Genomic DNA, 12,209 nt, shown 5'->3' with positions numbered 1-12,209 from the left:
AGCGGCGGCGGTGGCTGCGACTTGCGGCAAGGCTTCGGCGACAAATGTGCCTTTGCCATGCAGTTGGTCGAGCAGTGCCTCGAATTCGTCGTCGGTAATGTCGGTGCTGGCATTGGCTGCCGGCGCTGCCGGTGCAGCGGGCGCAGCATCCGACGGCGCCGGGGCCACGGCGTCGGCCGCGAACTGGCCTTTGCCATGCAACTGGTCGAGCAGGGATTCGAATTCCGCGTCGGTAATGTCTTCGCTGGTCGGCGTGGCGACCGGCGCAGCCGCAACCGGCGCTTCAGCTTGAGCCTTGACCGCGTTGAGCGAGTCGAGCAGTTGCTCGAATTCGCTGTCGGTCACATCCGGCTCGGCTGGCGCCACCGGCTCAGGCTCGGCTTGCACCGCAGGCGCCTCGGCAGCCGGTTCGGCCAGGCGCGCCAGGGCGGCCAGCAGTTCCGGGGTGGCGGCAGTGATCGGCGCACGTTCGCGCACTTCACTGAACATGCCGTTGACCGCATCCAGTGCTTCGAGAATCACGTCCATCAATTCCGAGTCAACCTTGCGCTCACCCTTGCGCAGGATGTCGAACACGTTCTCGGCGATGTGACAGCACTCCACCAGCTCATGGAGCTGGAGGAAGCCGGCGCCCCCTTTTACAGTGTGAAAACCGCGAAAAATTGCATTGAGCAGGTTCGCATCATCCGGGCGGCTTTCCAGCTCGACCAGTTGTTCGGACAGTTGCTCTAAAATTTCGCCGGCCTCTACAAGGAAATCCTGAAGGATTTCTTCATCGGCGCCGAAGCTCATGTGGGTGCTCCTTAGAAGCCTAAACTGGACAGCAAATCGTCTACGTCATCTTGACCGGATACGACGTCTTCACGTTTATCGGCATGAATCTGCGGACCTTCACCCTTGGCGAGATGTTTTTGTGGATCTTTTTCCGAGAGGATCGCTTCGCGGTCATGTTCGATGCCGGCAAAACGGTCGACCTGACCGGCCATGAGCACCAGTTTGAGCAGGTTGCTTTCCACTTCGGTGACCAGTTGGGTCACCCGCTTGATCACCTGGCCTGTGAGGTCCTGGTAATCCTGGGCCAGCAGAATATCGTTGAGGTTGCTGGCCACCGTGCGGTTTTCCTGCTCGCTGCGCGACAGAAAACCGTCGACGCGACGCGCCAGCTCACGGAACTCTTCAGCCCCCACTTCGCGGCGCATGAAGCGGCCCCAGTCCACGCTCAGGGCGTGGGCTTCGCTGGCCATGCCGTTGACCAGGGGCGTGGCGTTTTCCACCAGGTCCATGGTGCGGTTGGCCGCCGCCTCGGTCAGCCTGACCACATAGGACAAGCGTTCAGTGGCATCGGTGATCTGCGAAATTTCTTCGGCCTGGGGCATGCGCGGGTCAATCTGGAAATTGACGATCGCACTGTGCAGCTCGCGTGTGAGCTTGCCCACTTCCTGGTACAGGCCGCGGTCACGGGTCTGGTTAAGCTCATGGATCAACTGCACCGCGTCGGCGAAATGGCCTTTTTCCAGGCTGTCGACCAACTGGTGAGCATGCTTTTTCAGGGTCGACTCAAAGTCGCCCAGTGTTGTTTCTTTATGCTCCATAGCTCCCCCGCGATGGCATTAGCCGTGGATGCGTTCGAAGATTTTTTCGATCTTCTCTTTCAAGGCCAATGCTGTGAATGGCTTGACCACGTAACCGTTGACCCCGGCTTGGGCGGCTTCGATGATCTGTTCACGCTTGGCTTCGGCGGTCACCATCAACACCGGCAGGCTGCGCAGTTTTTCATCGGCGCGCACATGGCGCAGCAAATCGATACCGGTCATGCCCGGCATGTTCCAGTCGGTTACCAGAAAGTCGATGCTGCCGCTGTTGAGGATCGGAATCGCCGTAATGCCGTCATCCGCCTCGACCGTGTTAGTGAACCCAAGGTCACGCAACAGGTTTTTTATGATCCGCCGCATCGTTGAGAAGTCATCAACGATGAGGATTTTCATGTTCTTGTCCAATTCGACCTCCAAGCAGTCTTAAACGCGCCCAGCACCTGGACGCGCCACTTCAATCAACAGGCGTTACACAAAAAGGACTGCCCAGGGCACCACGGAGCGAATCCGCGAAGGCCGAAACCTTCGCGGTAGCATCTGCAGTGTCCCCACACTGCCTGTCAGCGCGCGCGCCACTCTCCCAACCGCCCCCGCAAGCGGGCCGCGCACTGGCTATGCAACTGGCTGACACGCGATTCGCTGACCCCCAGGACCTCACCGATTTCCTTGAGGTTCAGCTCTTCGTCGTAGTACAGCGCCAGCACCAGGCGCTCACGCTCCGGCAGATTGGCAATGGCGTCCGCCAACGCTCCCTGGAAACGCTCATCTTCCAGATCGCGCGACGGTTCCATATGCGCACTCGCGCCGTCCTCGTGCAGCCCTTCGTGTTCGCCGTCCTGTAACAGGTCGTCGAAACTGAACAGGCGGCTGCCCAAGGTATCGTTCAAAATCCCGTAATAATCGTCGAGACTCAATTGGAGTTCGGCCGCAACTTCATGATCTTTAGCGTCACGACCGGTTTTTGCTTCAATTGCGCGAATTGCGTCACTGACCATGCGCGTATTGCGGTGTACCGAACGCGGCGCCCAGTCCCCTTTACGCACCTCATCGAGCATCGCGCCACGGATACGGATACCCGCATACGTCTCGAAACTCGCGCCCTTGCTCGCGTCATATTTGGTCGACACTTCGAGCAGGCCGATCATGCCGGCCTGGATCAGGTCTTCAACCTGCACGCTGGCAGGCAGGCGCGCCAGCAGGTGGTAGGCAATGCGCTTGACCAGGGGCGCATAGCGCTCGATCAATTCGCCCTGGCTGTCACGTGCCGACTTTTTGTAAAGGTTGTAGCCGCTTGATGTCATAGCACAGGTCCCGCGCTCGTCTGATGCACCAGTCGCTCGACAAAAAACTCCAGATGCCCCCGAGGGTTGGCAGGCAACGGCCAGGTATCGACCTTCTGGGCAATGGCCTTGAATGCCAGTGCGCACTTCGAACGAGGGAACGCTTCGTAGACCGCACGCTGCTTTTGCACGGCCTTGCGCACACACTCGTCGTAGGGAACGGCGCCGACGTATTGTAAAGCCACATCGAGGAAACGATCCGTGACCTTGGTCAACTTGGCGAACAGGTTGCGCCCTTCCTGCGGGCTCTGGGCCATGTTGGCCAGCACGCGAAAGCGGTTCATGCCGTAGTCACGGTTGAGCAGTTTGATCAGGGCGTAGGCATCGGTAATCGAGGTGGGCTCGTCGCACACCACCAGCAGTACTTCTTGCGCTGCGCGGACAAAGCTGACCACCGACTCGCCGATGCCGGCGGCGGTGTCGATCACCAGCACGTCAAGGTTGTCGCCGATATCGCTGAAGGCCTGGATCAGGCCGGCATGCTGCGCCGGACTCAAGTGCACCATGCTCTGGGTGCCGGAGGCGGCCGGCACGATGCGGATCCCACCGGGCCCCTGCAGCAGCACGTCGCGCAGCTCACAGCGGCCTTCGATCACATCGGCCAGCGTGTGTTTGGGGGTCAGCCCCAACAGAACGTCCACGTTGGCCAGGCCCAGGTCAGCATCCAGCAGCATGACGCGACGGCCAAGCTCTGCCAGGGCCAGGGACAAATTCACTGACACGTTAGTTTTGCCGACGCCACCTTTGCCGCCGGTCACCGCGATCACCTGTACGGGATGCATGCTGCCCATTTTATTTCTTTACCTTGTCTTGCTTAGACGCAGGCTACATGGCTTGGCCGCGTGTATCGCTTGCAGACCATCGATGTAGGTACATTTCACGGTGTTCATCCTGCCTCATCCCACCCGTTTTGCCGGGTTGTGATAAAGGTCGGCGAACATATCAGCCATCGCTTCCTCGCTAGGCTCGTCTTGCATTTGCACGCTGACAGCACGGCTGACCAACTGATGACGGCGCGGCAGATGCAAATCATCCGGAATCCGCGGCCCGTCGGTCAGGTAGGCGACCGGTAGTTCATGACTGATTGCCAGGCTCAGCACTTCGCCCAGGCTGGCGGTTTCATCCAGTTTGGTCAGGATACAACCGGCCAGGCCGCAGCGCTTATAGCTGTGGTAGGCAGCGGTAAGAACCTGTTTCTGGCTGGTGGTTGCAAGCACCAGGTAATTTTTCGACTTGATGCCACGCCCGGCCAGGCTTTCGAGCTGCATGCGCAGGGCCGGGTCGCTGGCTTGCAGGCCGGCGGTATCGATCAACACCACGCGCTTGCGCAGCAGCGGGTCGAGGGCGTTGGCCAGGGACTGGCCCGGGTCGACGTGGGTCACCGGCACATTGAGGATGCGGCCCAGGGTCTTGAGCTGTTCCTGGGCGCCGATGCGGTAGCTGTCCATGCTCACCAGCGCGATGTTCTGCGCGCCGTACTTGAGTACATAACGGGCGGCCAGCTTGGCCAGGGTGGTGGTCTTGCCCATGCCGGCAGGACCGACCATGGCGATCACCCCGCCCTCTTCCAGGGGTTCGATCTCCGGGGTGGCGATCATGCGCGCCAGGTGCGCCAGCAGCATGCGCCAGGCTTGGCGTGGTTCTTCGACTTCGGCAGTCAGCGCCAGCAGGTCACGGGACAACGGGCCGGACAGGCCGATGCGTTGCAGACGACGCCACAGGTTGGCCTGCTGCGGCTTGCTGCCTTGCAGTTGCGTCCAGGCCAGAGAGCCCAGTTGCACTTCGAGCAGCTCGCGCAGGCCGTTGAGTTCAAAGCGCATCGAATCGAACACACGCTGATCGACTGCGGCGGCCGGGGCTGGCGCGGCGGGACGCGGCGGTTCGACAAACGTAGGTTCCACCAGCGGCTCGGAAGCGGTCAGCGGCAGGCCGGCGAACAACTGGCGATTGGTGGTGGCGTCGCTGTCGCCGCGCATGCTCAATTCGGCCTGGGCCGAGACGATGCGCGAAGCGGTCTTGCGCAGCTCGTCTTCAAGCTCCATGTTCGGCACGCGCGGGGCCAGGGCCTGGGGGGTGTAATCCAGGGCAGCCGTCAGCTCGACACCGCCGGCAATACGGCGGTTACCGATAATCGCGGCATCGGCGCCCAGCTCATCGCGGACCAACTTCATGGCCTGACGCATATCGGCGGCGAAAAAACGCTTTACTTGCATAACCCACTACCCTCAGCCGTTGGGCCCTACTGTCGCGACGATAGTCACTTGCTTATTGTCAGGAATTTCCTGGTAAGCCAACACGTGCAAATTCGGTACTGCCAGGCGTCCAAAGCGCGACAACATCGCGCGGACCGGACCGGCCACCAGCAGAATCACCGGCTGGCCCTGCATTTCCTGGCGCTGCGCGGCTTCGATCAACGAACGCTGCAGCTTTTCAGCCATGCTTGGCTCCAGCAAAACCCCTTCTTCCTGGCCTTGCCCTGCCTTCTGAATACTATTGAGCAATATCTGTTCCAACCTTGGCTCCAAGGTGATAACAGGCAGCTCAGACTCAACGCCTACAATGCTTTGCACGATTGCGCGGGACAAACCGACGCGCACCGCAGCCACCAGCGCGGCAGTATCTTGACTCTTGGCGGCGTTGTTGGCGATGGCTTCGGCAATGCTGCGAATGTCGCGTACCGGCACTTGTTCGGCGAGCAAGGCTTGCAGCACCTTGAGCAACTGCGACAGCGACAGCACGCCCGGCACCAGCTCTTCGGCCAGTTTCGGCGAGGCCTTGGCCAGCAAACCCATCAATTGCTGGACTTCCTCGTGGCCGATCAGCTCGTGGGAGTGCTTGTAGAGAATCTGGTTGAGGTGGGTGGCGACCACGGTGCTGGCGTCGACCACGGTGTAACCCAGCGATTGCGCCTGGCTGCGCTGGCTGACTTCGATCCACACCGCCTCCAGGCCGAAAGCCGGATCTTTGGCGGTAATGCCGTTGAGCGTACCGAACACCTGCCCCGGGTTGATCGCAAGTTCGCGGTCGGGGTAGATCTCGGCTTCGGCCAGGATCACGCCCATCAGGGTCAGGCGATAGGCGCTGGGGGCCAGGTCGAGGTTGTCGCGGATATGCACGGTGGGCATCAGGAAGCCCAGGTCCTGGGACAGCTTCTTGCGCACACCCTTGATCCGCGCCAGCAGCTGGCCGCCCTGGTTGCGGTCCACCAGCGGAATCAGGCGGTAGCCGACTTCCAGGCCGATCATGTCGATCGGGGTCACGTCGTCCCAGCCCAACTCCTTGGTTTCCTGGGCGCGGGTCGGGGATGGCAGCAATTCCTGCTGGCGCGCGATTTCCTGCTGGGCCTGGACCTTGACTGCATTCTGCTTTTTCCAGAACAGGTAGGCCGCGCCGCCGGCCATGGCCGCCATGCTCAGGAACGAAACGTGAGGCATGCCCGGCACGATGCCCATGACGGCCATGATGCCGGCGGCCACGGCCAGCGCCTTGGGGGATGCGAACATCTGGCGGCTGATCTGCTTGCCCATGTCTTCGGAGCCCGAAGCACGGGTCACCATGATCGCTGCCGCTGTGGATAACAACAGTGATGGCAATTGCGCCACTAAACCGTCACCGATGGTCAGCAAGGCGTACACCTTGCCCGCATCGCCAAAGGTCATGCCGTGCTGGAAGATCCCCACGGCCATGCCGCCGATCAGGTTGATGAACAGGATCAACAGGCCGGCGATGGCGTCACCGCGCACGAATTTGCTGGCGCCGTCCATGGAGCCGTAGAACTCGGCCTCTTGGGCCACTTCCAGGCGCCGGGATTTTGCCTGGTTCTGGTCGATCAGGCCGGCGTTGAGGTCGGCGTCGATGGCCATCTGCTTACCGGGCATCGCATCCAGGGTAAAGCGTGCGCTCACCTCGGAAATCCGCCCGGCACCCTTGGTCACCACCACGAAGTTGATGATCATCAGGATCGCGAACACCACGATACCGACCACGTAGTTGCCGCCGATCACCACCTCACCGAAGGCCTGGATCACCTTACCGGCGGCGGCGTGACCGTCCTGGCCGTGGAGCATCACCACGCGGGTGGACGCCACGTTCAGCGCCAGGCGCAACAGGGTCGCCACCAGCAGGATGGTGGGAAATACCGCGAAATCCAAAGGCCGCAGGGCGTACACACAGACCAGCAGCACCACCACCGACAGGGCGATGTTGAAGGTGAAGAACACGTCGAGCAGGAACGGCGGCATCGGCAACATCATCATTGCCAGCATCACCAGCAACAACAACGGCACACCCAGATTGCCCCGCGACAGGTCAGTCAGGGTGCCACGGGCCGTGCTGAGCATTTGAGAGCGATCTGCCACCGGTATTCCTCGTGTCCTTGAAGCAAAGTTTTGACGCTGGGAAGCGTCCTGAAGGCGGTACTGCAAGAAGCCTTCCAACTTTTGCCCCACGGCCAGGATGACTCTGCCAACGACCGAATCTACTGGGTGTAATCAATGGGGATGTACCTGCTGTTACTGAGGAAATTTCCGACAAGGTTTTCGGGTTGCCCCTAGGAACCGGGCTCCCTAGTCTCCGTACACCGCTGCAAATGCAGTGGTCGGGCGTCGCGGCCCGGTTTACAACGGAGTAAAAGCACCATCTCCCTTTCAGTCGACGCTTTTTTATCGTCTACTGTGCGGCGCTATGGCGGCTGTGCGCGGGATACCTTCGGGTATGCCGGGTTGCTCCTTGACCGGTCCGCGAACCTGCGTACAGCTGCCACCCTCCATCGCGTCGCGGCGATCAGTGGCGGCTCCACTTTCGTAAGGAGCTTCACAATGATCAAACCCACCCCAAATCCCCCACCCAGCGTAATCCTCACCCTTATCGACGGCATCAGCACCGAAGACCTGCTGGTCAACCTCACCGAAAACCTGGCATCCGCCCACGCCCTGACCTGTGATTTCGCCTTTGACCTAGAGGGAACACAGCGAGAAGGTGCGCTGGGTATTGCGCAGTTGATTGAGATCGGCCGATTGCTGGCTGAGCGACTGCTGGATGACAGGGAGCCGTCATCCGCAGAAACACCGGGCAACCTCTGATCGTTCCCACGCTCTGCGTGGGAATGCAGCCAGGGACGCTCCGCGTCCCGACTTGAACCCTGCGCGACGGTGACGCAGAGCGTCACGGGAGGCATTCCCACGCGGGAGCGTGGGAACGATCTTCAAAAATCCTGGCCGGCCCAGAGGCCGCCATCGGGGGCAAGCCCCCTCCCACAGTTGGGAACGATCAACAACCCGATTCACCACAGTTGCCTGCCTGGATGGGCAACGCATAAATGCCCTCGGGCCGATGGACCATTTGAAACTTCAGATGCTTACCCTCCGACAGCGCCGTCCAGCGCCAATCCTTGTGATTGATGAACACGTGCTCTGCCCGGTCATCCAGCTCGATCAGCCAGTCGCCCCTGATCCAGTCATAGGATTTGACAGTCCCCATCGCCACTTTCAATACCGCTCTCCCTGCATCTCGTTTACTACCTGCGCGCAGTGCTGATGGGTAATGAAACCGTGGGAAAGCTTCGCCTGGCTACTGTCAAAGTTGACAGGTAGACGCGGGCCGATGGCGGATGATAGGCAGGTGATAGCGTGGATCATGCCTGCGAGGGCTTTTTGCGCCTGCGGGAGGGTCGTTGCCTGGGAGGCGTCTGTGGGGATTCAACGCTTTCAATGGTTGTCGACTGAACGGCAACCTCATTGCCATCGCGATCCAGAGCCTTGAAGCCAATGCCCTTGACCGCATCGCACCACCTGACCGTGCCCCTGTCCATCGCCGCCTCCCGAGCCGCGCATGGCTGCGTGGCTCATCGCTGTATCAAACAGTGAAGGCGGCGTATTGGCTACTGTCAAAGTTGACAGGTAGAACGCACACCTCTGTAGGAGCGAGCTTGCTCGCGAAGGTGGGTAACAATAACGCGGGGAGTCAGGATAAACGCGGCGACGGTGAGTTTTTCGCGAGCAAGCTCGCTCCTGCAGTGAGCCGCAGCGTTCAGGAGTCGCGACGCAAATCCGGTGGGATCGGCAGGTCCTTGAGCGGATCAGGCCGCTTGCCCTTGCCCGCCCGGTATTGGCGGATCTGGTAGACGTAGGCCAGCACCTGGGCCACCGCCAGGTACAACCCGGCCGGGATTTCCTGGTCCAGGTCGGTGGAATAGAAGATCGACCGCGCCAGCGCCGGGGATTCCAGCAGCAGGATGTCGTTGGCCACGGCGATTTCGCGGATCTTCAGTGCGGTAAAGTCGCTGCCCTTGGCCAGCAACATCGGCGCGCCGCCCTTTTCCGGGTCGTACTTGAGAGCCACGGCATAGTGGGTCGGGTTGGTGATGATCACGTCGGCGTCGGGCACCGAGGCCATCATCTTGCGCTGGGACATTTCGCGCTGCAGTTGGCGGATGCGTTGCTTGACCTCCGGGCGCCCTTCCTGGTCCTTGTGTTCGTCGCGCACTTCCTGCTTGGTCATCAGCAGTTTCTTGTGGCTTTCCCACAACTGGATCGGCGCGTCCACCGCCGCGATGATGATCAACCCGGCGGACATCCACAACGCGCTCCAGCCCACCACTTGCAGGCTGTGGATGATCGCCGACTCCAGCGGTTCATGGGCGATGCGCAGCAGATCGTCGATGTCGGACGACAATACCGTCACCGCCACGAACAGAATCAGGATGAATTTGGCCAGCGCCTTGAGCAATTCCACCAGGGCCTTGGTGGAAAACATGCGCTTGAGGCCGGCCGCCGGGTTCATGCGGCTGAACTTGGGCGCCATGCTGCTGGCAGCGAATAGCCAGCCGCCCAGGGCGACCGGGCCGATCAGCGCGGCCAGCAGCAACGTGATCAGAATCGGCTGCACCGCCAGCAGCGCAATCGTGCCCGAATGCAGCAGGTACTGGCCCATGGAGTCGGGGTTGAGCAACACCTCCCGGGGCAGAGTGAAGTTGTGCTTCATCAGCTCCAGTAAATCCAGCGCCAGGCCACCGCCGTAGATCAGCAAGGCACCGGCGCCGGCCATCATGGTCGCAACGGTATTGAGCTCTTTGGAGCGCGCGATCTCGCCCTTTTCCCTGGAGTCCTTTTTACGTTTCTCCGTGGGGTCTTCTGTCTTGTCCTGACCACTCTCGCTCTCGGCCATGGCTCAGCGCGCCCGTGCCAGGTCACGTAAGAACTGCAGGGCGTCGGTCGCCAGCGGTTGATACTGATTGAGAATGTCGGCCAGGCCGATCCAGAAAATCCCCATGCCCATCACCAGGGTCAAAGGGAAGCCGATCGAGAAAATGTTCAGCTGCGGCGCTGCGCGGGTCATCACGCCAAACGCGATGTTGACCACCAGCAGCGCGGTGATGGCCGGCAACACCAGCAGCAAGGACGCGCCCAGCACCCAGCCGAGGCGCCCCACCAGTTCCCAGAAATGGTTGACCACCAGCCCCGAGCCCACCGGCAAGGTGGTGAAGCTTTCGGTCAGCACCTCGAACGCCACCAAATGGCCGTTCATGGCCAGGAATAGCAAAGTCACCAACATGGTCAAAAATTGCCCGATCACCGCCGCCGATACACCGTTGGTGGGGTCGACCATGGACGCAAAGCCCATGCCCATCTGGACCGAGATGATTTGGCCGGCCACCACAAACGCCTGGAAGAACAGGCTCAGGGAAAAACCCAGCATGGCGCCGATCAGGATCTGTTCGGCAATCAGCAGCAGCGCACTGAGGTCGAGGGCGTTGACCGGCGGCATCGGCGGCAGGCCAGGCACGATCACGACCGTAATGGCTACCGCGAAATACAAGCGCACACGCCGTGGCACGAGGGTGGTGCCGAACACCGGCATGGCCATCAACATGGCCGTGACGCGAAACATCGGCAGGATGAACGAGGCCACCCAGGTACTGATCTGGGTGTCGGTCAGGGCCAATAAGGATTGCATCGGCTCAGCCGATCAACTGCGGAATACTGCCGTACAGCTGCAGGATGTATTCCATGAAGGTTTGCACCAGCCACGGGCCGGCGACGATCAGGGTGATCAGCATCACCAGCAGGCGCGGCAGGAAGCTCAGGGTCTGTTCGTTGATTTGGGTGGCGGCCTGGAACATCGCCACCAGCAGGCCGACCAGCAGGCTCGGCACCACCAGCACGGCGACCATCACGGTGGTCAGCCACAGTGCTTCACGGAACAGGTCGACGGCAACTTCTGGGGTCATGGCGCTATACCCCCCCGAAACTGCCGGCCAGGGTGCCGATAATCAGCGCCCAGCCGTCCACCAGCACAAACAGCATGATCTTGAACGGCAGCGAGATGATCAGCGGCGACAGCATCATCATGCCCATCGCCATCAGCACGCTCGCCACCACCAGGTCGATGATCAGGAACGGGATGAAGATCATGAAACCGATCTGGAACGCGGTCTTCAATTCCGAGGTGACGAAGGCCGGCACCAGAATCGTCAGCGGCGCCTGGTCCGGGGTGGCAATGTCGGTACGCTTGGACAGGCGCATGAACAACTCGAGGTCGCTGGAGCGGGTCTGCGACAGCATGAAGTCCTTGATCGGGCCCTGGGCCTTGTCGATCGCGTCCTGGGCCGTGAGCTTTTCCGCCAGGTAAGGCTGCAGGGCTTGCTGGTTCACCTTGTCAAAGACCGGCGCCATGATGAACAGGGTCAAAAACAGCGCCATGCCGGTGAGGATCTGGTTCGACGGGGTCTGCTGCAGGCCCAGGGCCTGGCGCAGGATCGAGAACACGATGATGATCCGCGTAAAGCTGGTCATCAGCATGACGAACGCCGGGATAAAACTCAGCGCGGTCATGATCAGCAGGATCTGCAGGCTGACCGAGTATTCCTGCGCGCCGGCCGCATTGGTGCCCAGGGTAATCGCCGGGATCGACAACGGGTCGGCGCCCAGTGCCATCGGCGCGGCCAGCAACAGCATGAGCGTCAGGAAAACGCGCATTACTTCTTATCCTTCTGGTCCTTGCCCAGCAATTCCATCAGGCGCTGGGCGAATTCTGGCGTGGCGGTCTCGCTGCTGGCCGCGTCCACCGGGGTCTTGAGTACGTGCAACGGAGTGATGCGGCCAGGGGTGATGCCGAGCAGGATCTGCTCCTCGCCCACCTGCACCAGCACCAATCGGTCCCGCGGGCCGAGGGCACGCGAGCCGACCAGTTCGATCACCTGGGCATTGCCCGGGCCGATGCGCTGCACGCGGCGCATCAGCCAGGCCAGCACGAAGATCAAGCCGATCACCAGCAACAG

14 protein-coding genes are annotated in these 12,209 nt (G+C 61.1%); 1 reads left to right on the top strand and 13 read right to left on the bottom strand.

What is annotated here, in order from left to right; translation table 11 throughout:
- The 7 genes from BFP96_RS02255 to flhA all read right to left on the bottom strand — a co-directional run.
- On the bottom strand, positions 1-792 hold a 792-nt coding region (locus BFP96_RS02255), incomplete at its 3' end, for an Hpt domain-containing protein (RefSeq protein ID WP_170875970.1).
- Positions 793-803: 11 nt separating this feature from the next.
- Complete coding sequence (locus BFP96_RS02250; protein ID WP_065884565.1) at positions 804-1,592, bottom strand: protein phosphatase CheZ; 789 nt, start codon at positions 1,590-1,592, stop codon at positions 804-806.
- Positions 1,593-1,610: 18 nt separating this feature from the next.
- On the bottom strand, positions 1,611-1,985 hold the full coding sequence (locus BFP96_RS02245) for a chemotaxis response regulator CheY (protein WP_015885173.1): 375 nt from the start codon (positions 1,983-1,985) through the stop codon (positions 1,611-1,613).
- Positions 1,986-2,152: 167 nt separating this feature from the next.
- Positions 2,153-2,893 carry an RNA polymerase sigma factor FliA gene (gene fliA / locus BFP96_RS02240; RefSeq protein ID WP_065884564.1) on the bottom strand — a complete coding sequence of 247 codons (741 nt, stop codon included), beginning with the start codon at positions 2,891-2,893 and terminating at the stop codon, positions 2,153-2,155.
- A complete protein-coding gene (gene fleN / locus BFP96_RS02235; RefSeq protein WP_003192912.1) occupies positions 2,890-3,723 on the bottom strand; it encodes a flagellar synthesis regulator FleN in 834 nt (277 codons plus the stop codon). Before fleN ends, fliA begins: the two co-directional genes overlap by 4 nt.
- Positions 3,724-3,828: 105 nt before the next feature.
- The gene (gene flhF, locus BFP96_RS02230) at positions 3,829-5,145 is read right to left on the bottom strand and encodes a flagellar biosynthesis protein FlhF (protein WP_065884563.1); all 1,317 of its coding nucleotides are present in this window, start codon (positions 5,143-5,145) and stop codon (positions 3,829-3,831) included.
- Between the two features lie 12 nt (positions 5,146-5,157).
- The gene (flhA, locus tag BFP96_RS02225; protein WP_065884562.1) at positions 5,158-7,272 is read right to left on the bottom strand and encodes a flagellar biosynthesis protein FlhA; all 2,115 of its coding nucleotides are present in this window, start codon (positions 7,270-7,272) and stop codon (positions 5,158-5,160) included.
- Between the two features lie 477 nt (positions 7,273-7,749).
- Between flhA and BFP96_RS02220 the strand changes: the two genes are divergently transcribed.
- A complete protein-coding gene (locus BFP96_RS02220; protein WP_065935500.1) occupies positions 7,750-8,013 on the top strand; it encodes a DUF6124 family protein in 264 nt (87 codons plus the stop codon).
- A gap of 187 nt (positions 8,014-8,200) precedes the next feature.
- Here BFP96_RS02220 and BFP96_RS02215 read toward each other — a convergent pair whose 3' ends face one another.
- From BFP96_RS02215 to fliO, 6 genes are all read right to left on the bottom strand, one after another.
- Positions 8,201-8,416 carry a hypothetical protein gene (locus BFP96_RS02215; protein WP_240995355.1) on the bottom strand — a complete coding sequence of 72 codons (216 nt, stop codon included), beginning with the start codon at positions 8,414-8,416 and terminating at the stop codon, positions 8,201-8,203.
- A gap of 543 nt (positions 8,417-8,959) precedes the next feature.
- Entirely contained in the window at positions 8,960-10,096 is a 1,137-nt protein-coding gene (gene flhB, locus BFP96_RS02210) for a flagellar biosynthesis protein FlhB (RefSeq protein WP_065884560.1), read from the bottom strand.
- Between the two features lie 3 nt (positions 10,097-10,099).
- Complete coding sequence (gene fliR / locus BFP96_RS02205) at positions 10,100-10,885, bottom strand: flagellar biosynthetic protein FliR (RefSeq protein ID WP_065884559.1); 786 nt, start codon at positions 10,883-10,885, stop codon at positions 10,100-10,102.
- A 4-nt stretch (positions 10,886-10,889) separates the two neighbouring features.
- Complete coding sequence (fliQ, locus tag BFP96_RS02200; RefSeq protein ID WP_027603863.1) at positions 10,890-11,159, bottom strand: flagellar biosynthesis protein FliQ; 270 nt, start codon at positions 11,157-11,159, stop codon at positions 10,890-10,892.
- A 4-nt stretch (positions 11,160-11,163) separates the two neighbouring features.
- Positions 11,164-11,907: a flagellar type III secretion system pore protein FliP gene (gene fliP, locus BFP96_RS02195; RefSeq protein WP_032895954.1), complete on the bottom strand. Its 744-nt coding sequence runs from the start codon at positions 11,905-11,907 to the stop codon at positions 11,164-11,166.
- Positions 11,907-12,209 (bottom strand): flagellar biosynthetic protein FliO (gene fliO / locus BFP96_RS02190; protein ID WP_065935499.1); only part of this gene is annotated, 303 nt, incomplete at its 5' end. The genes fliO and fliP, both read right to left, overlap by 1 nt.

The organism is Pseudomonas sp. 34 E 7 (assembly GCF_900005715.1).
Lineage (GTDB): Bacteria > Pseudomonadota > Gammaproteobacteria > Pseudomonadales > Pseudomonadaceae > Aquipseudomonas > Aquipseudomonas orientalis_A.
Note: the sequence above shows the minus strand (reverse complement) of the source record. Positions and strands in the feature narration are given on the sequence as shown.

Coding starts and splice junctions, on each gene's coding strand:
- BFP96_RS02250 (WP_065884565.1), bottom strand. CDS start 1,592: ATGGAGCATAAAGAAACAACACTGGGCGACTTTGAGTCGACCCTGAAA.
- BFP96_RS02245 (WP_015885173.1), bottom strand. CDS start 1,985: ATGAAAATCCTCATCGTTGATGACTTCTCAACGATGCGGCGGATCATA.
- fliA (WP_065884564.1), bottom strand. CDS start 2,893: ATGACATCAAGCGGCTACAACCTTTACAAAAAGTCGGCACGTGACAGC.
- fleN (WP_003192912.1), bottom strand. CDS start 3,723: ATGGGCAGCATGCATCCCGTACAGGTGATCGCGGTGACCGGCGGCAAA.
- flhF (WP_065884563.1), bottom strand. CDS start 5,145: ATGCAAGTAAAGCGTTTTTTCGCCGCCGATATGCGTCAGGCCATGAAG.
- flhA (WP_065884562.1), bottom strand. CDS start 7,272: ATGCTCAGCACGGCCCGTGGCACCCTGACTGACCTGTCGCGGGGCAAT.
- BFP96_RS02220 (WP_065935500.1), top strand. CDS start 7,750: ATGATCAAACCCACCCCAAATCCCCCACCCAGCGTAATCCTCACCCTT.
- flhB (WP_065884560.1), bottom strand. CDS start 10,096: ATGGCCGAGAGCGAGAGTGGTCAGGACAAGACAGAAGACCCCACGGAG.
- fliR (WP_065884559.1), bottom strand. CDS start 10,885: ATGCAATCCTTATTGGCCCTGACCGACACCCAGATCAGTACCTGGGTG.
- fliQ (WP_027603863.1), bottom strand. CDS start 11,159: ATGACCCCAGAAGTTGCCGTCGACCTGTTCCGTGAAGCACTGTGGCTG.
- fliP (WP_032895954.1), bottom strand. CDS start 11,907: ATGCGCGTTTTCCTGACGCTCATGCTGTTGCTGGCCGCGCCGATGGCA.